Annotated in this window: 19 protein-coding genes; 17 read left to right on the top strand and 2 right to left on the bottom strand. The window is 57.3% G+C overall.

Annotated features, from left to right (window positions below; all coding sequences use genetic code 11):
- Window positions 1–62 precede the first annotated feature (62 nt).
- The 7 genes from infB to DWV16_RS00635 all read left to right on the top strand — a co-directional run bounded on the left by infB (window position 63) and on the right by DWV16_RS00635 (window position 8,702).
- Window positions 63–2,687, top strand: a complete 2,625-nt coding sequence (gene infB / locus DWV16_RS00665) for a translation initiation factor IF-2 (protein ID WP_118477551.1) — start codon at window positions 63–65, stop codon at window positions 2,685–2,687.
- Between the two features lie 14 nt (window positions 2,688–2,701).
- Window positions 2,702–3,040 carry a 30S ribosome-binding factor RbfA gene (gene rbfA / locus DWV16_RS00660; RefSeq protein WP_066457449.1) on the top strand — a complete coding sequence of 113 codons (339 nt, stop codon included), beginning with the start codon at window positions 2,702–2,704 and terminating at the stop codon, window positions 3,038–3,040.
- A gap of 19 nt (window positions 3,041–3,059) precedes the next feature.
- Complete coding sequence (locus tag DWV16_RS00655) at window positions 3,060–4,064, top strand: bifunctional oligoribonuclease/PAP phosphatase NrnA (RefSeq protein ID WP_066457452.1); 1,005 nt, start codon at window positions 3,060–3,062, stop codon at window positions 4,062–4,064.
- The gene (gene truB, locus DWV16_RS00650; protein WP_066457464.1) at window positions 4,052–4,963 is read left to right on the top strand and encodes a tRNA pseudouridine(55) synthase TruB; all 912 of its coding nucleotides are present in this window, start codon (window positions 4,052–4,054) and stop codon (window positions 4,961–4,963) included. The genes DWV16_RS00655 and truB overlap by 13 nt, the downstream gene beginning before the upstream one ends.
- Before the next feature lie 28 nt (window positions 4,964–4,991).
- Window positions 4,992–5,927: a riboflavin biosynthesis protein RibF gene (gene ribF, locus DWV16_RS00645; RefSeq protein WP_066457467.1), complete on the top strand. Its 936-nt coding sequence runs from the start codon at window positions 4,992–4,994 to the stop codon at window positions 5,925–5,927.
- A gap of 185 nt (window positions 5,928–6,112) precedes the next feature.
- Window positions 6,113–6,379, top strand: coding sequence for a 30S ribosomal protein S15 (gene rpsO, locus DWV16_RS00640; RefSeq protein ID WP_207734290.1), 267 nt, complete (start codon window positions 6,113–6,115; stop codon window positions 6,377–6,379).
- Between the two features lie 202 nt (window positions 6,380–6,581).
- Window positions 6,582–8,702 (top strand): polyribonucleotide nucleotidyltransferase, encoded by a 2,121-nt coding sequence (locus DWV16_RS00635; RefSeq protein ID WP_118477550.1) that lies wholly within the window; start codon window positions 6,582–6,584, stop codon window positions 8,700–8,702.
- A gap of 159 nt (window positions 8,703–8,861) precedes the next feature.
- On the opposite strand, the gene DWV16_RS00630 is transcribed toward DWV16_RS00635, so the two are convergent.
- Window positions 8,862–9,392: a GNAT family N-acetyltransferase gene (locus tag DWV16_RS00630; RefSeq protein WP_118477549.1), complete on the bottom strand. Its 531-nt coding sequence runs from the start codon at window positions 9,390–9,392 to the stop codon at window positions 8,862–8,864.
- 273 nt (window positions 9,393–9,665) lie between these two features.
- Here DWV16_RS00630 and DWV16_RS00625 point away from each other — a divergent pair, with 273 nt between their 5' ends.
- The 4 genes from DWV16_RS00625 to DWV16_RS00610 are packed head-to-tail and all read left to right on the top strand — an operon-like array spanning window position 9,666 to window position 13,850.
- On the top strand, window positions 9,666–10,952 hold the full coding sequence (locus tag DWV16_RS00625) for a hemolysin family protein (protein ID WP_242863631.1): 1,287 nt from the start codon (window positions 9,666–9,668) through the stop codon (window positions 10,950–10,952).
- Between the two features lie 3 nt (window positions 10,953–10,955).
- Window positions 10,956–11,762, top strand: coding sequence for a glutamate 5-kinase (gene proB / locus DWV16_RS00620; protein WP_066457478.1), 807 nt, complete (start codon window positions 10,956–10,958; stop codon window positions 11,760–11,762).
- Window positions 11,763–11,799: 37 nt separating this feature from the next.
- A complete protein-coding gene (locus DWV16_RS00615; protein ID WP_066457481.1) occupies window positions 11,800–13,044 on the top strand; it encodes a glutamate-5-semialdehyde dehydrogenase in 1,245 nt (414 codons plus the stop codon).
- A 23-nt stretch (window positions 13,045–13,067) separates the two neighbouring features.
- Window positions 13,068–13,850, top strand: a complete 783-nt coding sequence (locus DWV16_RS00610; protein ID WP_066457482.1) for a hypothetical protein — start codon at window positions 13,068–13,070, stop codon at window positions 13,848–13,850.
- A 77-nt stretch (window positions 13,851–13,927) separates the two neighbouring features.
- On the opposite strand, the gene DWV16_RS00605 is transcribed toward DWV16_RS00610, so the two are convergent.
- Window positions 13,928–15,181 (bottom strand): AraC family transcriptional regulator, encoded by a 1,254-nt coding sequence (locus DWV16_RS00605; RefSeq protein WP_066457484.1) that lies wholly within the window; start codon window positions 15,179–15,181, stop codon window positions 13,928–13,930.
- A gap of 295 nt (window positions 15,182–15,476) precedes the next feature.
- Here DWV16_RS00605 and arcA point away from each other — a divergent pair, with 295 nt between their 5' ends.
- From arcA to DWV16_RS00575, 6 genes are all read left to right on the top strand, one after another.
- Window positions 15,477–16,694, top strand: coding sequence for an arginine deiminase (gene arcA, locus DWV16_RS00600; RefSeq protein WP_066457487.1), 1,218 nt, complete (start codon window positions 15,477–15,479; stop codon window positions 16,692–16,694).
- Between the two features lie 45 nt (window positions 16,695–16,739).
- On the top strand, window positions 16,740–17,732 hold the full coding sequence (gene argF, locus DWV16_RS00595) for an ornithine carbamoyltransferase (RefSeq protein ID WP_066457490.1): 993 nt from the start codon (window positions 16,740–16,742) through the stop codon (window positions 17,730–17,732).
- Between the two features lie 19 nt (window positions 17,733–17,751).
- Window positions 17,752–18,711 (top strand): carbamate kinase, encoded by a 960-nt coding sequence (gene arcC, locus DWV16_RS00590; RefSeq protein ID WP_066457493.1) that lies wholly within the window; start codon window positions 17,752–17,754, stop codon window positions 18,709–18,711.
- Window positions 18,712–18,726: 15 nt separating this feature from the next.
- Window positions 18,727–19,632 (top strand): DMT family transporter, encoded by a 906-nt coding sequence (locus DWV16_RS00585; protein ID WP_079988201.1) that lies wholly within the window; start codon window positions 18,727–18,729, stop codon window positions 19,630–19,632.
- Window positions 19,633–19,793: 161 nt separating this feature from the next.
- Window positions 19,794–20,570 carry an SDR family NAD(P)-dependent oxidoreductase gene (locus DWV16_RS00580; RefSeq protein ID WP_118477548.1) on the top strand — a complete coding sequence of 259 codons (777 nt, stop codon included), beginning with the start codon at window positions 19,794–19,796 and terminating at the stop codon, window positions 20,568–20,570.
- 10 nt (window positions 20,571–20,580) lie between these two features.
- Window positions 20,581–22,020, top strand: coding sequence for an amidohydrolase family protein (locus DWV16_RS00575; RefSeq protein ID WP_118477547.1), 1,440 nt, complete (start codon window positions 20,581–20,583; stop codon window positions 22,018–22,020).
- Window positions 22,021–22,136: the final 116 nt, after the last annotated feature.

The raw sequence follows: 22,136 nt of genomic DNA, 5'->3' as shown, positions 1-22,136 counted from the left end.
GACTGTGGTTGTTGGACGTTACGGCAATCACGTACGACAGGAAAATAGGAGGTAATGTAAATATGCTGGAGAAATACCGGGTACATGAGGTCGCCAAGGACCTCGGCGTTCCGACCAAAGAGGTGGTTGACCTGCTGGGCAGCCGCGTCCCCGGCGAACGCAAGAGCATGACAGCTCTGAACGAAACAGAACTGAGCGTGGTGCTCAACCATTATACGAACCAGAATCAGGTCGAAAATTTTGAGGAATATTTTTCCGCCGGGCATGCGAAGAAGGAAGCCGCCGCTGCCGCGGCAAAAGCTGCCTCCGAACAGGCCAAGGCCCAGCAGCAGGCGGCATTTGCCGCGCAGCAGCGCGCCGCGCGTCCCGCCGCGCCGGCTGGACAGCCGCAGGCGCAGCAAAACGGCGGCCGTCCGTCCTTCAACGGGCAGCAGGGCAGCCGTCCGCAGAATGGCAACCGCCCTGCCTTTAATGGGCAGCAGGGCAGCCGCCCGCAGCAGAACGGAAACCGTCCGCCCTTTAACGGGCAGAATGGCAGCCGTCCGCAAAACGGCAACCGCCCGGCCTTTAACAACCAGAATGGCAACCGTCCGCAGCAGGGCCAGCAGAACCGCCCGCCGCAGCAGAACCGGCCCGCGCCGCAGCAAACCCAGCCGCAAAACGGTACCCAGCCCGCGACGCCCCAGAAGCCGCGCACCCGCGGCCCGGCGATGACGGTGGATACCCGCGCCGGTTCGGTGCAGATCAACATCGATAAATATAACGAGAAGTACGATAACCTTGCGCAATCTAAACTCGGAAACAAGGACACCGCCGCGCAGAAACAGAAGCTCAACCAGCGTTCGGCGCAGCGCCGCCAGGGCAAGCCCGCTATGAGCCGCAAGGAGAAGGAAGACGCGAAGATGCGCCGCCTGGAGCTGGAGCGCCAGCGCCGCAAAAACCTGGAGATCACCCTTCCGGAGGAAATCACGGTCGGCGATCTGGCCGCGCGGCTGCATATTACGGCCGCTGAGATCATCAAGCGCCTGATGGGGCTTGGCGTCATGGCGACCGTCAACGAGACGCTCGATTTCGACACCGCTTCGATGGTTGCGATGGAGATCGGCGCGAAGGTCGAGAAAGAAGTCGTCCTCACGATTGAGGACCGCCTGTTCGAGGTCGAGGACGAGAATGACGAAGGTATGGTCGAGCGTCCGCCGATCGTTGTGGTCATGGGACACGTCGACCACGGCAAGACCTCCCTGCTTGACGCCATCCGCCACGCCAATGTCACCGAAGGCGAGGCCGGCGGCATCACCCAGCATATCGGCGCTTATCAGGTCCTGGTGAACGACCGCCCGATCACCTTCCTCGACACGCCCGGACACGCGGCGTTCACCTCGATGCGCGCGCGCGGTGCGCAGGTCACCGATATCGCGGTGCTGGTGGTCGCGGCCGACGACGGCATCATGCCGCAGACGGTCGAAGCGATCAACCATGCCAAAGCGGCGGGCGTTTCGATCATCGTCGCAATCAACAAGATGGATAAACCTGCTGCAAACTCGGATAAGGTGAAGCAGGAACTCACAGAATATGAACTGGTGCCCGAAGAATGGGGCGGCGACGTGCCGTGCATCCCGGTCTCCGCAAAGAGCAGGGAGGGCATCTCCGACCTGCTGGAAATGATCCAGCTGGTCGCGGACACCAGCGAGCTGAAAGCCAATCCGGATAAGATGGCGAAAGGCTCGGTCATTGAGGCGAAGCTCGACAAGGGCCGCGGGCCGGTCGCGACGGTGCTTGTCCAGAACGGCACCCTGCACACCGGAGACGTGGTAATCGCCGGTACGGCGGTCGGCCGCGTACGCGTGATGTTAAACGACAAGGGCGAGAAGGTCGATGAGGCCGGACCGTCGACGCCGGTTGAGATCACCGGCCTTGACTCGGTGCCGGAGGCAGGCGACATGTTCAACGCGGTTGAGGATGAACGGCTTGCCAAGGAGCTGGTCGACCAGCGCAAATTTGAGAATAAGCAGGAGCAGTTCTCCTCCTACGAAAAGGTCACGCTGGATAACCTCTTTAGCCACATTTCGCAGGGCGACATCAAGGAACTGCCGATCATTGTCAAGGCGGACGTACAGGGATCAGTCGAGGCGGTCAAACAGTCGCTTGAGAAGATTTCAAACGATGAAGTACGCGTCAAGGTCATCCACGGCGCGGTCGGCGCGGTCAGCGAAAGCGACGTCATGCTCGCGAACGCTTCGAACGCGATCATCGTCGGCTTCAATGTGCGCCCCGATCCGGTCGCCAAGGAGAACGCTGAACGTGACGGAGTGGAGCTGCGGCTCTATCGGATCATCTACGACGCGATCAACGACGTGGAAACCGCCATGAAGGGCATGCTCGCACCGAAATACCGCGACGTTGACCTCGGGCGCGCGGAAGTGCGTCAGGTCTACAAGATCACGAGCGTCGGGACAGTCGCGGGCTGCTATGTGCTCGAGGGCAAGATCACCCGCTCGGCAAATATCCGCATCGTGCGTGACGGCATCATCGTGGCGGACGATAAGCTCGACAGCCTCAAACGCTTCAAGGACGACGTCAAAGAGGTCGCCAAGGGCTATGAGTGCGGCATGAGCCTCGTGAAATTCAACGACATCAAGGAAGGCGACGTATTTGAAGCCTATGAAGTCGAGGAATACCGGGAATAATAAAGGAGTAAATCATGGGATCTTATAGAGCATCCAGAACCGAGGAGGATATGAAGCGGGAACTGAGCGACATCATGCGTTCGCTCAAGGACCCGCGGATCACCGGCCTCATTTCGATTGTGAAGATGGACCTCGCGTCCGACCTTTCGCACTGCAGGGTGTATGTTTCCTCCATGGACGGCCTTGACGCGGCGAAAAGCGCCGTAAAGGGCCTTGAGAGCGCGTCCGGCTTCATCAAGCGGGAACTGAATTCCCGGATGAAGCTGCGGCGGCTGCCGGACTTTAAGTTTATCGCGGACGATTCGATCGCCCACAGCGCGGATATCACCCGCATGCTGGAAGACCTGAAGTAAAGGGACAGGAGGAATCTGCATGGAAGAATGCCGGGATGTCACAGCCGGGGAGGCCGCGAAACTGCTTGCAGAAAGCGACCATATCCTGATCCTGACCCATATGAAGCCGGATGGCGACACGCTGGGCAGCGGCTTTGCCATGTTCTACGCCCTGCAAATGCTTGGGAAAACGGTACGGATTGAAAATTCGGACGGTTTTCCCGCGCGTTATTCGTTCCTGTTCGAGGGGTTCGACCCGGAATCGCAGCCGCAGTTCCCCCCTGAGTTCATTCTTGCGGTGGACATCGCGGATACTCAGCTGTTGGGGGAGAAAACCGAATCCTACAAAGACCGGATCGACCTGTGCATCGACCATCATCCGTCCAACAGCCGGTATGCCAGGCGTCTGCTGCTTGACCCGCGCGCCTGCGCGACGGTACAGCGGGTCTATGACGTGATCGGGGCGCTTGGCGTCGCGCCGGACAAGCGGATCGCAACCTGCATCTACACCGGTCTTTCGACCGACACGGGCTGCTTTCGTTATTCGAACACCACGGCCGGGGCGCATCTGCTTGCGGCGAAGATGATTGAAGCCGGCGCCGACCACTACAGGATCGACAAGCTCATGTTCGAGACCAAATCGGTGGCGCGCATGGAGCTTGAGCGGATGGTCATGGATACGCTCGAATATTACTACGGCAATAAATTTGCGGTGATCGTCATCTCCCAGGACGCGGTCGAACGCACCGGTGTGCCGGAGGAGGATCTGGAAGGGATCTCTTCGGTGCCGCGTCAGATTGAAGGGGTGGAAGCTTCGGCGACCCTGCGCCAGAAGGGACCGGAAAAATACCGGGTTTCGATGCGCTCGGGCGAGAAGATCAACTCCTCGAAGGTCTGCGGGCGGCTCGGCGGCGGCGGACATGCCCGCGCAGCGGGCTGCATGCTGGAAGGGGATCTCGAAAGCGTGAAAAAACAGCTTGTTGAGGCGATCCGGGAGGATATCGAACCGCTTTGCAAAGGAAGGGGTTCAGCTTGCAGGAGTTAAACGGCATCCTCTGCATCGACAAGCCTCAGGGGTTCACTTCGTTCGATGTGGTGGCAAAGATGCGGGGCATCGCGGCCACGCGCAGGATCGGTCATGCGGGCACGCTGGACCCGATGGCGACCGGCGTGCTGCCGCTTTTTTTCGGGCGCGCCACCAAAGCCTGCGACCTGCTGCCGGATCAGGACAAGCGCTACACGGCTATATTCCGGCTGGGGATCACGACCGACACGCTCGACATCACCGGCAAGGTGCTTTCCGAACAGCCGGTCAACGCCGCCGAAGCGCAGGTGCGCGCGGCGGCGGAAAAATTTACAGGGGAATTTATGCAGGTACCGCCGATGTATTCGGCGGTGCAGGTGAACGGCCGGCGGCTTTACGACCTCGCGCGGGAAGGAAAAGAAATCGAACGCGCGGCGCGGAAGGTCTGCGTCAAAAAACTTGTGTTTCTCGCGGCCGATGAGGCCGCGCATACTTATACGATCGACGTTCGCTGTTCGAAAGGCACCTATATCCGCTCGCTTGCCGCCGATATCGGCGAGGCACTCGGCTGCGGCGCGGTGCTCACCGCGCTGCGGCGTACCGAAGCGGCGGGCTTTACAGAAGCGCAGTGCGTCACGCTCGATGAGGCGCAGCGGCTCGCCCAGGCGGGGGAGCTTTCGCGCCGCTGTCTGCCGGTGGCCGAGGCGTTTGGCGGGCTGCCGCAGGCAGAACTCAGTGAAAAGCAGGCGCGGATGTTTCAAAACGGCGTCCGGCTTGACCGCGCGCGGGTGAACTGTCCGGACACGGACGGGATGCTCGCGGTATACGGCCCGGGAAAGGTTTTTCTGGGGCTGGCCCAGACTGAAGGCGGAGAATTCCGAATGAAAAAGCTTTTCATCCTGCCGGAGAGCGCCGGTTAGACTATGAACGAGAGGGGAGGCGTGCCGTTTGAAGCGATATGCGACCATCCGGGAAACCAGCCCGGCCTGCGCTTCGGCCGCGGTCGCGCTGGGGTATTTTGATGGACTGCACATCGGCCATGCCGCGGTCATCGGACGGGCGATCGCCCGTGCGAAGGAAGGCATGTGCGCGTGCGTATTCACCTTCACGATGCATACGGCGCATCCGCAGGCAAAACAGGAGGGAAGCGACCTTGTCACCGAGGAAGAGAAGTACCGCATCCTGGAGCAGTGGGGCGTGAGCCTGGTGCTGGCGCCGGACTTTTCTGAATTCAGGGATATGAGCCCCGAGGAATATGTGGACGAGGTGCTGGTGAAGCGGCTGCATGCGAAAGCGATCTGCTGCGGGCACGATTTCCGGTTCGGGCGCCATGCGAGCGCGGGCGTCATTGAACTGGCGGCGCTGTGCGACGCGCGCGGCATCGAAATCGACATTGTCCCGGCGGTAAAATATGAGGGCAAACGGATCAGTTCGACCTGGATTCGCGAATTGATCGGCCGCGGCGAGGTGGACACCGCCGCGAAGCTTTTGGGCAGGGCGTTCGGCTATGACTTCACGGTCGTGCCCGGCAAAAAACTGGGGCGCACGATCGATTCCCCGACCATCAACCAGCGGCTGCCAAACGGGTTTGTCGCGATGCGTCACGGCGTCTACGCTTCGGCTTCGATGGCTGAGGGCAAATGGTACCCGTCGGTGACCAACGTCGGAGTGCGCCCCACGGTGGAGGACAGCCGGGCGGTCAACTCGGAAACCTACCTGTACGGCTTTTCGGGCGACCTTTACGGGAAAAAGGTACAGGTGCGGCTCTTGAAGTTCCTGCGCGATGAGCAGCGGTTTGCTTCGGTGGACCAGCTCAAGGAGCAGATCCAGCGGGACACGCAGGATGCGCTGCCCTACGCGCGCACTTATATTACGGCGCTGTAGCATTTTTTCGCAAAAAGTTTTTTGATCCCGGTATGGAGCCTTTACAAACCGCCCATACTATGCTATAATTTCAATTCAAGCGGCCTTTTTCCCGGAGACAGGGATTCACGCCCGTTTTTACACGGGGGTTATCACCCGCCTGTCCCTGAGATTCAGGACGGAAAATTTTATGAGGTGATTTTATCATGATGCGCAAAGAAGAGAAACAGGAAATCATTCAGCAGAACAAAACCCACGAGGGAGACACCGGTTCCCCGGAGGTGCAGATCGCAATCCTTTCCAAACGGATCAACGACCTGACCGAGCACCTGAAGGTCCACAAGAAGGATCATCATTCCCGCCGTGGCCTGCTGCAAATGGTTGGTAAGAGAAGAAACATGCTCAACTACCTGGCCAAGAAAGACATCAACCGCTACCGCGAGCTGATCGCCAAACTGGGCCTGCGCAAGTAAGCAGCCTGCTGTGGAGGCAGACGGCGGATATGCCGTCTGCCTTCACCTGCGTATTCCAGTGGTTCGCCATGGGGCCGTGAGCGCACTTTTAGCAGTTACCGGAGCGCCCGAAACGACCGTTTCGGAGGCTGCGATACTTGCTAAAAAGGACACGGCTCCGTGAAAATAAACGCTTTATTTTCTTTGAAACGGAGGAACAACAATGTTCGAAAATTACAAGGTATTCGAAACCGAATTCGGCGGCCGCAAGATGACCTTCGAAACCGGGAAAATGTGCTGCCTGTCGAACGGCTCGGTGCTGGTGCGCTGGGGCGAGACGGTGGTGCTCTGCAACGTAACAGCTTCCCAGAAACCCCGCGAGGGCATCGACTTTTTCCCGCTGTCGGTCGACTTTGAGGAAAAACTTTACTCGGTCGGCAAGATCCCCGGCTCGTTCATCAAGCGCGAAAGCCGCCCGAGCGATAAGGCGATTCTGGCTTCCCGTCTGGTGGACCGCCCGATCCGCCCGCTTTTCCCGAAGGATATGCGCAACGACTGTTCGGTTGTCATGACCGTTATGTCGGTCGATCCCGACTGCCTGCCGGAAATCGCCGGCATGATCGGAACCTCCTTCGCGCTGTCCATCTCGGACATCCCGTGGAAAGGCCCCATCGCGGGCGCGAACATCGGCCTGGTCGACGGCGAAGTCGTCGTTTGCCCGAATGCCGAGCAGCGTGAGAAGAGTGATCTCAACCTCACCGTCGCCGCCAACGAGGACGTCATCTGCATGATCGAGGCCGGCGCGAATGAGGTCAGCAACGAAGTCATGCTCGACGCGATTATCAAGGGCCACACTGAAATTAAAAAGATGGTTCGCTTTATCAAGGAAGTGCAGACTGAAATCGGCAAGCCGAAGTTCTCCTTTGAGTCGATGGAAGTCCCGCACGACCTGTTCGACGCTGTGGAATCCTTCTGCGCCGAAGATGTGAAGGTTGCGCTCGACACCGACAACAAGGTGGTCCGCGACGAACGGCTCGCGCCGATCGTCGACCGTGTGCATGAAAAATTCGACGACGGCCTGGAAAACCCGGCCATTCTCGACGAAGTGATGTATAAGCTCCAGAAAAAGATCGTCCGCCGCTGGCTGCTCGATGAGCAGAAGCGGGTCGACGGCCGCAAGATGGACGAGATCCGCCCGCTGGCTGCCGAAGTCAGCCTGCTGCCCCGCGTCCACGGTTCCGGCATGTTCACCCGCGGCCAGACCCAGGTGCTGACCGTCTGCACCCTCGGAACGGTCAGCGAAGCGCAGAAGCTCGACGGCATCGACGACCAGGAGCAGAAACGCTACATCCACCACTACAACTTCCCCTCCTACTCGGTCGGTGAGACCCGTCCGAGCCGCGGCCCCGGCCGCCGCGAGATCGGCCACGGCGCGCTCGCGGAGCGTGCGCTTGAGCCGGTGATCCCGTCGGTGGAGGAGTTCCCGTACACCATCCGCCTGGTTTCCGAGGTGCTTTCCTCGAACGGCTCCACCTCCCAGGGCTCGATCTGCGGCTCTACGCTCGCCCTGATGGACGCGGGCGTGCCGATCAAACGGCCGGTCGCGGGCATCTCCTGCGGACTCATCACCGAAGGCGACCGCTGGATGACCATGGTCGATATCCAGGGGCTCGAGGACTTCTTCGGCGACATGGACTTTAAGGTCGGCGGCACCGAAAAGGGTATCACCGCGATCCAGATGGATCTCAAAATCGACGGCCTGACCTACGACATCATCAAGGAGGCCTTCGAAAAGACCTATAAGGCCCGGATGTATATCCTCAACGACATCATGCTGCCGGTCATCCCCGCGCCGCGCGAGGAGCTTTCCAAATACGCGCCCAAGGTAAAATCGATCCACATCCATCCGGACAAGATCCGTGAGGTCATCGGTTCGGGCGGAAAGGTGATCCAGAAGATCACCGCCGACTGCGGCGTCAAGATCGACATCGACGATGACGGTACTGTGGTTGTTGCCTCGACCGACGCGGACGGCATCCGCCGCGCCATCTCGATCATCGAAACGATCGTCAACGACCCGGAGGTCGGCGCGATCTACAAGGGCAAGGTCACCCGCCTGATGAACTTCGGCGCGTTTGTCGAGCTCGCCCCCGGCAAGGAGGGCCTTGTGCACATCTCGAAACTCGATATGGGCCGCGTCGAGAAGGTGGAGGATGTTGTCGCCGTGGGCGACGAAGTGATTGTCAAGGTCACCGAGATCGATCAGCAGGGCCGCATCAACCTCTCCCGCCGCGACGCGCTCATCGCGATGGAGGCGAAGAAGAACGCCGCCAAAGGAAACTAAAAGCTGCTTCATCAGATAACAAAACGCCCCCGGCCACTGGCCGGGGGCGTTTTTGGTTTCTCTTTTGTGCTGCCGAAGGCTGCTCCTCTCAATGATTCGTCAGGATAGACAAGAGCAGGCAGCCGCTTGAAAGATAGCGGCTGTCCGGCAAACGAAAATTTATAAAAAAGCATGATTCATGATCTTGTTTTGTAAATGAGCATAAAAGGCATCGTATTCCGCTTGTGAAATCGGCCTGGGGCTGCTCATGACAACAAGTTCATGTCCCTTGTCTCCTTTATGGTAAGGAGGGTGAATATGGAAATACGGATTCTCAACAAATTCACATCGTTCATAGAATCCTTTTCTTCTTATAGATACTGCATCGATGGGAGGATCAATTTCAAGTATAAGAGTTTTCTTCTGTTTCTGCAAAAGGGAAAGTACTCTCTTTCCATATTGCTTGTTTCGCATCTCCGGCAAAATACAAAAATGTTCTATATAGATATAGTTCAAATTTTCCCAATATAAAACAAGCCCTACGAAAACGCCCGCATCGTAAATCAATTCGAAGTGATAGGTATCATCATTCAAAATTGCAGCTTGAGAGAACGCCTCTCGTTGTTCATGAAGTGGAAAACTGATTTGATACAGTTCTAAAGCTCGCTTATACATGGGGTGCAGTGGATTTGTGATTCGTTCAAGATCCATAATTAATCCCTTTCTAAAATTCGATTTGCCGGGTCCATTCTATCACACGATTGAACCGCTTTCAATCAGGGATACTGGTGAAAACGATGGGCTTTTCGCCTAAGCGCTGGGATAAAAGGGATTTTTATTTTGCGGATTTGAATTTTCAGTAAACTTATGATAGAATAGATTGTTAATCGACGCGGAATTTGCTATGATACTAACAGTTGCATCCTTGCAATTGTATATCCGCTCGAAATTATACTTAATGTAAATCTGGAGGTTCGATTTTTCTTGGACAGTACAAGCGGTATCCTTTATATCGCGCTGATGGTCCTGCTTTGCTTTTCAGCGTTTTTCTCGGCCAGTGAAACGGCCTATTCTTCGCTCAACAAAATCCGCATGAAAAATTACGCGCAGGAGGGCAACAAAAAGGCACAGCGCGCATTGAAGGTCGCGGACGATTTTGACCGTCTGCTATCCACCATCCTCGTGGGAAACAACGTGGTCAACATGACCTGCGCATCGGTGGCGACAGTGCTGGCTACCAGCCTGTTCGGCGCGTCGGGCGCGGCGATCGCAACCGCTGTCATGACCGTGCTGGTGCTGATCTTCGGGGAAATCCTGCCAAAAACGCTGGCCAAGGAAAACAGCGAATCGATTGCAATGAAGACGGGCGGGCTGCTCTGGTTTTTCATAAGGCTGCTCACGCCGGTCGTATTCATCTTCGTCAAGATCAAGGAATTCGCTCTGCGCATGCTCAAAGGTACCGACGCGCAGCCGTCGGTGACCGAGGAGGAACTCAAATACATTGTCGAATCGATCGAACAGGAAGGCGTGCTGGAAGAATCCGAAAGCGAGCTGGTCCAGTCGGCGCTTGAATTCGACGAGATCAGCGTCCAGGAGATTCTCACCCCACGCGTTGACCTGGTGACCATCGATGTGGAGGATCCGCTCGAAGAGGCGCTGCGTACGGTGCTGGAGGCGCATTTCTCCCGTATCCCGGTCTACCGTGGGACGGTGGACAACATTATTGGCGTTTTGCAGGTGCGCGACCTGCTCAAGGCGGTGGTCACCGGGGAGGAGACCCGCGTGGCGCACCTGCTGACCGACTGCGTCTATGTGCATAAGACGATGAAGATTTCCGCGCTCCTGGCCGAACTCAAGGCAAAGAAACTGCATCTGGCAGTCGTAACCGACGACTATGGCGGCACAATGGGCATCGTCACGATGGAGGATGTGCTCGAGCAGCTTGTCGGCGACATCTGGGACGAAAGCGACGAAGTGGTGCCCGATCTGGTCAAGACGGGCGATAACACCTATGTTGTGAGCGGCGATATGAATGTCTTTTCCCTGCTGGAGGATCTGGACGAAGATGCCAGGGATTTTGACAGCGATTATAACACCGTGGGCGGCTGGGCGATGGAAATGCTTGGCCACATCCCCGAGGTGGGTGAAAAGTACCAGTATAAAGATCTGGTAATCACCATCCTGGTGGTCGAGGAGCAGCGGATTCTTTCCCTGCGGGTGGAACGCATCCCGACTTTGCAGGATATGGAAAACGAAATAAAGGGACGATAGAAGATGGATCGTAATTTTCAAAATGTCAGACGGGTGGTTGTAAAGGTGGGTTCCTCCACACTGACCCATGAGAGCGGGCTTCTCAATATCCGCCGGGTCGAACAGCTTGTGAAGGTGCTTGCCGACCTCAAAAACAGCGGAAAACAGATCATCCTGGTCAGTTCCGGCGCGATGGCCGTCGGCGTGGGCAAGCTGGGGCTTGCGAAAAAACCGGGCGACATGCCCGGCAAGCAGGCGGTCGCCGCTGTCGGCCAGTGCGAGCTGATGTACATATACGACAAACATTTTTCGGAATATAACCATGTGACCGGCCAGATCCTGCTCACGCGGGACGTGGTGGACGACGGGGTACGCAAACAGAACGTCCAGAACACCTTCAACCGCCTGATCGACATGGGCGCAATCCCGATTGTGAATGAAAACGACTCGGTCTGCACCGAGGAGATCGAATACGGCGGGACCTTTGGGGACAACGATACCCTGTCCGCCATCGTCGCGGTGCTTGCGAACGCGGAACTGCTGGTGGTTTTGAGCGACATCGACGGACTTTACGACGCGAATCCCCGTACCAACCCGGGCGCGAAGCTGATCCCGGAGGTGGACGTGATCACCCCGGAGATCGAAGCGGCGGCGGCGGGCGCGGGCAGTGCGCGCGGCACCGGCGGCATGATCACCAAGGTGCACGCGGCGCAAATTGCAACCGAAAAGGGGATCGGCATGGTCATCATGAATGGCCAGAACCCGAAACGGCTGTACGACCTGTTTGAAAACAAGGCGATCGGGACTTACTTTGTGCCCCGGAAAGCCTGACCACACATAGAACAAGCTGGAAAGGCAAGGTGTTTTGATGAACAGTCTGACAGAGCTTGGCAAACGCGCAAAAGCCGCGTCGCGCATACTTTCCTGTGTGACGACCGCGCAGAAGAACCGGGCGCTTTCCGCCATAGCGGACACGCTTTGCGCGCGGACGCAGGAGGTCATCGCCGCCAATGAAAAGGATCTCACCGCGGCACAGGAAAACGGTATGACCCAGTCGCTGCAGGACCGCCTGCGGCTGACTGAGGACCGGATCGCGGGAATTGCAAAGGCCGTGCTGGAGATTGTGGGACAGGAGGACCCGATCGGCCGGGTGACCGGCGGCGGCAGCCGTCCGAACGGCCTTAAGATCGAAAAGGTTACGGTGCCGCTCGGCGTGGTGGGCATGATCTATGAGGCGCGCCCGAATGTGACGGTTGACGCGGCCGCGCTCTGCCTCAAATCCTCAAACGTCTGCATCCTGCGCGGCGGCAAGGAAGCGATTCATTCCAACACCATGCTGGTGGAGCTGATGCGCGAAGCGGTACAGTCCGCGGGGCTTCCCGCCGACTGCATCCTGCTGGTGACCGATACCACCCGCCAGTCGGCTGCCGACCTGATGACGCTCGATGGATATATCGACGTGCTTTTCCCGCGCGGCGGCAAGGGACTCATCCAGAGCGTGGTGAAAAACGCCAGCGTCCCGGTCATCGAGACCGGCGCGGGCAACTGCCACATCTTTGTGGATGCCTCTGCCGACCTCGAGATGGCGGTACGGGTCTGCGACAATGCAAAGACCTCCCGTCCTTCGGTCTGCAACGCGGTCGAGACGGTGCTGGTCCACCGCGAGATCGCGCCGCTGTTTCTGCCGAAGCTGAAAGAGGCGCTTGACGAACATCGTGTGGAGCTGCGCGGCTGTGCGCGCACAGCCGCTCTCATTCCCGGCGTTGTCCCGGCCAGCGAGGAGGACTACGCCACCGAATACGACGACTATATCCTTGCTTTGCGGGTGGTCGATACGCTCGATGAGGCGATCGAACATATCCAAGCCTATTCGACCGGCCATTCGGAAGCGATTCTCACAAATGATTACCGCAATGCGCAGGCCTTCACCGCACGGATTGATTCGGCTGCGGTTTATGTCAACGCGTCCACCCGTTTTACCGACGGCGGGGAATTCGGCTTCGGCGCGGAGATCGGCATCTCCACCCAGAAACTGCACGCGCGCGGCCCGATGGGCCTTGAGGCGCTCTGCTCCTGCAAATACATTGTGACCGGAGACGGCCAAACCAGATAAACCTACATTGGAAAGGAAAAGGCATGGGAAAAAAGAAGCGTTCCGAAAAGCCGGCCGGCCGGCAGAATCTGCCGGCGGACCGGATTCACTACCGTAAAAACAAATATGCCGCGCCGATCGGGGGAATTTTCATTTTCCTGTCGATTGTCGGGCTTATTGGGCTGACCATCTTCTGCGTCAATTTCACCCGCGGGATGCTCGATAACTCCCGCGAGAAGCAGCAGTTTGAACAGATCATCTATCCTGTGCTGATGTTCGACCCGGTGCCGTTTGAAAAAGCCACCGACGCGGACCCACTGTTCCTGCTGCAGTCGTCGCTCTGGAGCACGCTGCTCGGAGAAAAACGGGACAGCTACCAGTTCGATGCAATGGAGCGGCTGATTGTGCCTTCCTCCGACGTGGACGTGGCCTGCGCGCGGCTGTTTGGGCCGGATGTCAAGCTCGAACATCAGAGCTTCGGCGATTACGAGACCACCTACTATTACGATGAGGAAACCAAGACTTATTACGTCCCGGTCACGGGCCAGGTCGGACTTTATACCCCGAGTGTCGAATCGGTCGTCAAGAAGGGCGACCAGTTCACTGTGACAGTCGGCTATGTGCCGCCCGCAAACGCCTGGACCCAGCGCATCGGCACCGACGAAAAGCCGAAACCCATCAAGTTTATGAACTATGAGCTGCTGAAGGTGAGGGACCATTACCAGCTCACCGCGATCCGCGACCTGCCTTCGGCCGATGGCCAAAGCCATGCCGGCCAGGGCATCCCGAACCAGCTTGTCACTGAGCAGCAACGGGCCGGCGACTGATTACAGGGGACAAAACGGAACAGCAAAATAAAACAAGGCGGAATATCCATTTCGGATATTCCGCCTTGTTTTATTTTTTAACCGTTCAGATGCGCAACACGGCTGTGCTGCGCTTTCGTACGGTAAGCGCTGGGGGTCATCACCATGAGCTTTAAAAAATTGCGCGTGAGGGTTTTGGGGTTGTGGTAGCCGACATCGAGCGCAATTTCGAGGACGCTCTTTTTGGTTGCGGCGAGCAGCTCGCAGGCCCGGTTCACCCGCACCAGATTTAAAAAGTCCTCAAAATTGCGTTCTACCTGGCAGAGCATGATGCGATGGAGCTGCTCGACCGAGATGCCGAAATTGTGCGCGACGGATTTTGCGGAAAGTTTCTTTTCGTAGTTGCGGTAGATGTAATTTACAAGCGTGTAGGAAACGCGGCTTTCCTCGATCTGGCAGATGTTCTGGACTTTCTGGTAGGTGTTGCGGTATTCGCCGATTTTGACCCCCATCCGCGCGGCAAAGACTTTGGAGATGTGCGATTCGTCCACATAGCCGAGAAATTCCGCCATTTCCTTCAGGGTGAAGTCGGTGTAGAGCAGGAAGTTGACCGTTTTGCCGATACGCATCTCGTTGAGAAGATCGAAGAAGGAGAGCCCGGTCATCTGGGTGATGTTGGCGCTCACGGTGGATTCGCTGCAGAAAAAGACGCTTGCGAGCAGTTTCAGGGTCAGCTTTTCATTGCAGTGCAGATACATGTAACGCAGGATCTCGGTGTAATCAATCATCGCGTCGCGCTTTGTCTGGGACTGTTCCATGGCGCTGCGGCAGTAGAGGACAAGCAGCTGCACCAGCATGCTGGCGGTCATGATGCTGGAGAACGGTTTTTCCTCCGAAAGCTGAAGGGTGGATTCCATGCCGAGCTCACAGCGCAGCGTATCCAGAATAAATTCCACTTCCGGTAGCCGGTTGGGATCACATTGGACAACCGGCTTCTCCTCAATCAGCGGCTGGATGGGCAGCGGCTGCCCGTCCACCCCGCGGAACAGCTTCGCGATGCGTTCGACCGTATCGAAATGGTACGCGATCAGGACATATTGCAGAGGGCTGTCCACCTGGATGATGTCACTGACCTGCCAGGGCAGGATCGCGACCAGGCTGCCGCTTGTGAGGGAATAGGATTTTCCCTGCAGGGAGATCTCGCCGCTTCCGTTTTTGACGTAAAGGAACCGGGCCTCCTGGTGGATGAGCGGGGTGGTCGGCCGGTCGATAACTTCCTGATCAAAGCTGAAAAGGCGGCCCTGATCAAATTGGGAACGGGCGAACGACTGCATTTCAATGAGTTTTTTCATAGCGATCCAAATCCCTCCGCTGACTGTCTGTAAAAAATTATACCATATTCCGGATTTGATTTCACTTTCATTTTTGCTTTGCACAGACATTTCGCATGAAATCTATTGTATTTAAAAGTGGATTTTAGATAAGTTGCCGAATTGTTTTTCGGCGGTATATCCCATATCTGAAGGGAAATGCGTGTGGAAAGTTCTGCTTATAATACAAAAACACCGTTTTTTACTGTCCGGAAAACCTGTTAAGGGTCTGTTAAAATAGAGGGCAGTGATAATCCGTTTGAAAGGAGGAAACGAATTGCCCATTTGCGTAAAAAGCGAAATCGGCCCCCTGAAAAAGATCCTTTTACAGCGGCCGGGCAAGGAGTTGGAGCATCTCAGCCCAAATACAATGGGACAGTTGCTGTTTGACGATATTCCATATCTGTATGGCGCACAGCTCGAACATGACCGTTTCGCAGACACCCTGCGTGAAAACGGGGTGGAGGTCCTGTATCTGGAGGATCTTGTGGTGGAAACGATATCTCAGGATGAACGCCTGAAGAAGGCCTTTGTCCGGGAGGTGATTGAACAGGCGGACAGCCTGGCGGTCAACTATCAGGAGGAGCTGTACGATTACCTGCTCAGTTTTTCAGATCCCAGGAAACTGGTGCTCAAAACGATGGAAGGCATCTGCCTTAATGAGATTCCATCCCATAAAAAAGACCGGCTAGCCAGCCTCACCCAGCCTGACACCCATTTTGTGATGGACCCCATCCCGAACCTGTACTTTACCCGCGACCCATTCGCCTGTATCGGAAACGGAGTCAGCTTAAACCATATGAGCTCGTTTACCCGCAACCGGGAAACCATCTATGGAAAATACATCCTGAATTACCATCCGGACTACGCGGGCAGGGTACCGCTCTACTATACACCGGACGAACACCTCAGCATCGAAGGCGGCGACATCCTGAATCTGAGCTCCAACGTGCTTGCGGTTGGGATTTCTCAACGCACCCAGCCGGAGGCGGTCGAGCTGCTTGCCCAAAATATATTCCGGGACGAAACGGCTGAGATTGATACGGTGCTGGCATTCGACATCCCCCGCACCCGGGCGTTCATGCACTTGGACACGGTGTTTACCCAGATTGATGTGGATAAATTTACCGTCCATCCCGGCATCCTCGACACGCTGCGGATTTTTGAGCTGACCGGCAAAGGAAAACCCGAAATCCATACACGTGAAGTCTCCGGAAGCCTTGCACAGGTGCTCGGCAGGTATCTGCGCATCGACAGCGTCAAACTGATCCACTGCGGCGGGAAGAACCAGATTGCCTCCGAACGCGAACAGTGGAACGACGGCTCGAACACGCTTTGCATCTCGCCCGGCGTAGTGGTGGTTTACGACCGCAACTATGTGACCAACGAGATATTGGAGGCCTCCGGCGTCAAGGTGCTTAAACTCCCCAGCGCAGAGCTTTCACGGGGCCGCGGCGGCCCGCGCTGCATGAGCATGCCGCTGCAAAGGCTCTGAAACAGGGCCGGACAAACCAAATTGGAATAAAGGAGCGTAAAAATCATGGCAATCAACCTCAGAGGGAGAAGTTTCCTGAAACTTTTGGACTTTTCAGCGCAGGAGATCCGTTACCTGCTGGATCTTTCAAAGGATTTTAAAAGCATGAAGCGCGCGGGCGTGCCGCATCGCTGGCTTGCTGGCAAGAACATCGTGCTTTTGTTTGAAAAGACCTCCACCCGTACCCGCTGTTCGTTTGAGGTGGCCGGTATGGACTTGGGAATGGGCGTGACCTACCTCGATCCAGGCAGCAGTCAGATGGGAAAAAAGGAGAGCATCGCGGACACAGCCCATGTGCTGGGGCGCATGTACGACGGGATCGAATACCGCGGGTTCAGCCAGAATCTGGTCGAAGAGCTTTCGGAAAACGCGGGCGTGCCGGTCTGGAACGGGCTCACGGATGAATTTCATCCCACCCAGATGCTTGCAGACCTTATGACCATCGAGGAGAAAAAGGGCGCGCTCAAAGGGCTGCGCTTTACCTTCTTCGGCGACGCCAGGAACAACATGGGCAACTCCCTGATGGTCGCCTGCGCGAAGATGGGGCTGCATTTTACCGCCTGCGCGCCCAAGGAGCTTTTCCCCGCGCAGGAGCTGGTGGATACCTGCAAAAAGCTTGCGGCCCAAAGCGGCGGCAGCGTTTCCCTCACCGAGGACATCGCGGAAGGCGCGCGCGGCGCCGACATCATCTACACCGACATCTGGGTCTCGATGGGGGAGCCGGACAGCGTGTGGGAAACCCGCATCAAGCTGCTGACCCCATACCAGGTGAATGCGAAGGTTATGGGACTTGCCAAGCAGGACGCGCTTTTTATGCACTGCCTGCCGTCCTTCCACGACACCAACACCACCACCGGCAAAGAGATCGCGGAAAAATTCGGTATCACCGAGATGGAAGTATCCGACGAGGTGTTTGACGGTCCGCAGTCGGTGGTGTTCGACGAAGCGGAGAACCGCATGCACACCATCAAAGCGGTCATGTATGCGACGCTGCAGTAATTTGAACGGAATGAGGGCTATGGACAGAAAACGGATTGTAATTGCATTGGGCGGCAATGCCCTGGGCAAAACGCCGGACGAACAGCTCCGGCTGGCCCGAGGCGCGGCCAAATCGATTGTGGATCTGATCGAGGCGGGCGGCGAGGTTGTTATCACACACGGCAATGGCCCGCAGGTTGGGATGATCAACCTTGGGATGGGTGCTTCCGCCCAAAGCGGCGTGATTCCGGCAGAAATGCCGTTCGCGGAATGCGGGGCAATGAGCCAGGGATACATCGGATACCATCTCCAGAACAGCATCGCAAACGAGCTGCATGCGCGCGGCATCCATAAAGAGGTGGCCGCGGTCGTCACACAGGTGGTGGTAGACCGGGACGACCCGGCTTTCCGCAGCCCGTCCAAACCGGTGGGCGCGTTTTATACCTATGAACAGGCGCAGGCGCTTGCCACGGACAAGGGCTACTGCATGCGGCAGGACGCGGGCCGCGGCTGGCGGCGGATGGTAGCCAGCCCGCAGCCGGTGGATATCCTCGAGAAAAAGGTTATCCGCTCACTTGTGGAACAGGGAAATGTGGTTATTGCCGCGGGCGGCGGCGGAATCCCGGTGGTGCGGCGGGACGGACGGTATGTCGGCGTGCCGGCTGTGATCGACAAGGACCTGGCTGCCGCGAAGCTCGCAAAATTTCTGGACGCGGATATGCTGCTCATCCTGACAGCGGTGGAGCATGTGGTCATCAACTGGGGCAAGCCGAATCAGATCGCGCTGCACCGGATCACAGCGGACGAAGCGGTCTGCTTCTGCGCGCAGGGACAGTTTGCGCCGGGGAGTATGCTGCCGAAAATTCAGGCCGCGGTCGAATTTGCACAATGCGGGAAAAAAGCGGTGATCGCATCGCTTGACCGGGCGCTCGAGGCGGTGCGCGGCCAGTCCGGCACAGTGATTTTACCGGCTCCGCGCGCGCAGGCGGCGTCGGCATAAAGGAGAGGGGAAAGCGTGGAAACGAAACGGAAGAGTTGGATTTGGCTCGGCTCGCGCGCGGCGCTGCTTTTGGTGGGGATCATCTGGGGCAGTTCGCTGGTGGTGGTCAAATCCTCGGCGGAACTGATCCAGCCGAACCTGCTGATCGCGAGCCGTTTTTCACTGGCATGTATCGTACTGTCAATCATCTTTTTCAAAAAATTCAAGAAACTTGACCGGGATTCGCTCATCAGCGGCGCGATTATCGGCGCGTGCCTGTTCGCGGCCTACTGGCTGCAGACGCTGGGTGTCACGCTCGCCATGCCCGGGAAAAGCGCATTCCTTTCCTCCATCTACTGCGTGCTTGTGCCGTTTGTATTCTGGATGATCGGCGGCAAACGGCCCGCGCCGCACAATCTGATCGCGGCGTTTTTATGTGTGACGGGCATCCTGCTCTCCTCGGTCACAAGCGGTTTTTCGATCCTGCCGGGAGATCTGCTGGCGCTTTCGAGCGGACTGTTCTTCGCGGTGCATATCGCGGCGGTCGGAAAATACGGGGATGGGAAGGACCCGGTGCTCATCACCATTCTGCAGTTCGGGTTCTGCGCCGCATTCGCCTGGATCGCGACCTTTACGCTCGAAGGATTCCATCCACAGTGGCATCCAGGCGCGACCGGCGGGGTGCTCTATCTGGCCCTTGCCTGCACGGCGCTGGCGCTGCTTTTGCAGAACGTCGGGCAGAAATATGCGGACCCGTCGAGCGCGTCGATCCTGATGAGTACCGAATCGATCTTCGGGGTGATTTTCTCGGTCGTCTTTATGGGCGAGATCCTCACGGCAAAACTGGTGCTGGGATTCGTCTTTATCTTTGCATCGGTGCTGATCTCAGAGGTGCCTTTCACAATCCGCACACGGAAATTGCGGACTGATACTCCCTGCTGACACAATAGATGGGGATAAAAGGTCAAGGAATGTCGAATAACTTGGGATTTTGTATTGAAAAAATATTTATGCAGTTTATAATAATATAGTGACCTGCAAAAGCGGGAATCCAGTTATTTCCATAACTTTTGTATCGTTGCAAATAAATGAGGAGGAGAATAATGGAAGCAAAACTGATTGAAAAGGCAATGTACGACTATTTTAAACTGGTCGGTAAAACCGCGATCGTCACCGGTGCGGGCAATGGGATCGGCCAGGGCATTGCCAAGGTACTCGCCGGGCTCGGCGTGAACGTTGTGGCCTGTGACATTGAGGAAGACAGTGTAAAAGGCACGGCCGATGGCATCACCCAGGCGGGCGGCACCTGCATCGGCATGTACTGTGACGTGCGCAAATATGAGGACATCCAAAAGGTGATCCAGACTGCCATCGACAAATTTGGTACGGTGGACATCCTGGTCAACGACGCCGCCGGGTGCGGCGGCGGTGTGACGGTGGATACGATCAACGAGGAAGAGTGGATGCGCCTCATCGAACTGAACCTCAACAGCGTATACCGTTTTACAATTTCCGTCCTGCCGCTGATGCGCGCGAAGAAGAGCGGGAAAATCATCAATATCAGCTCAGGCGCGGGTATCACCGGAGATTTCTCCGACCCGCATTATGCGGCCGCCAAGGGCGGCGTAATCGCATTCACCAAGGAGATCGCCCATGAGGTCGCAAAGGACCGCATCAACGTCAACAGCGTTGCGCCGGGCCTTGTGGATACCCGGATGGCGCGCATCCGCCCGTGGGAGGATGAAATCGCCGACACCCTGTGGCACCGGGTCGGACAGCCGGAGGACATCGCGTATGCAGTGGCGTACCTGGCGTCTTCGGCAAGCGATTACCTCACCGGGCAGGTGATCTCTCCGAACGGCGGAGCGTGGATGCAGTAAGGAAAAGAGTGTGAATGCGGTGACGGTGGATTACCTGTTCCGCCACGCCGTCGTGGTGACCATGGCGGACGCCGGGGGCTGCGGCCTCATTGAAGATGGGGCTGTGGCGGTGAAGGCGGACCGGATTGTCGCGGTGGGCGAGACAAAGCAGCTGGAGAAGCTTTACCCCGCGCATCGGGAAATCGACGCATCGGGGAAGCTTTTGATGCCGGGACTTGTTGATGCTCACATGCACACCCGCGCGAGCCTTTGGAAAGGCCTGGCGCAGGACTCTCAAAACTGGCTGGCTGACTGTTCGATCCCCTACCGGGAAGCGCTGGATGGCCCATCGGGCAGGGCGGGGTCGATGGTGATGATCGCGGAAGCGCTCAAAGCCGGGACCACCACCTTTGTGGATCAGAATGAGGATATGTGCCTGCTCGCGGAAAACCATCTCCAGGCAGGGACACGCGCCCTGCTTGCGCAGCAGGTGCACGGGCTGCCGCCTGGGACCGCGCTGATCGCGAAGGGGGAGCTTTACCCGCTTGACCCAGCGGTAGAAGAACGGCTGTTTGAACAAAGCCGGAAACTGGTGGAAACCTGTCACATGCAGGCCGGCGGCAGGCTCACCTGCGCGATGAGCCCTCTGGGGCCGGACCGCGTTTCAAAAGAGATGCTGCTGGAAGTGGGGGAATACGCCCGGAAAAATGAGCTTGCGATCCATATGCATCTCGCCTGCGGCGAGCGGGAAACCGACCAGATGGAGCGGCGCTACCACAAACGCAGCATCCCGCTGCTCGATGAGCTGGGGCTTTTGAATGAGCGGCTGGTGGGCATCCATCTGTCGGTTGCCACCGACGCGGAACTGCGCCGGTTCGCGCAGTCCGGGGCGGCGATGGTGCTCTGCTCCGGCAGCGAGGCCATTGTGGACGGGAATATCCCGCCAGCCTATGAGTTCAATTCCTACAGCCCAAAGCTTGCAATCGGTTCGGACCAGACCTCGGGCGGAAATACGAGCAACCTTTTTTATGAGATGAAGGTGGGCGCGCTGCTCAACAAATGCAAGTTCCACGACCCGGAAATCTGGCCAGCGTGGAAGATGCTGCGGCTGGCGACCATCGACGGCGCGCGGGCAATCGGAATGGGCCATGAGATCGGTTCGCTGGAAGTGGGAAAAAAAGCCGACCTCATTCTGTTGGATCTGCAGGTGCCGCATATGGCGCCACAGCTCTTTGCTCCCCTGCGCAATCTCATCCCAAACCTTGTTTATGCGGCAAACGGCAGCGAAGTGGTCCTTTCGATGATCGATGGCAAACTTGTCATGGAGGACCGGAAACTGCTGACACTGGACGAAAGGAAGGTGGTTGAGCAAGCGAACATCGAGGGGGAAAAACTGCTTCAACGTGCGAAAAAAGCGCTGTTTTCTCATGAGACGGCAATGAACCGCCTGATGCGGCAAAATAAGCTCTAGTTTATACGGAAAGAAGGAAAAAGTGTGAAAAGAGTGACAGCTATTCTTTTGGCATTGGCATTGATGTTGGCAATGGCCGCCTGCGGCGGTTCGGATTCGGCACCAGCCGCTTCCGG

Origin of the sequence: Anaerotruncus sp. AF02-27 (assembly GCF_003465835.1) — a bacterium.
GTDB lineage: Bacteria > Bacillota > Clostridia > Oscillospirales > Ruminococcaceae > Anaerotruncus > Anaerotruncus rubiinfantis.
The sequence above is the reverse complement of the archived record's forward strand: the minus strand, read 5'-3'. Positions and strand labels throughout refer to the sequence as shown.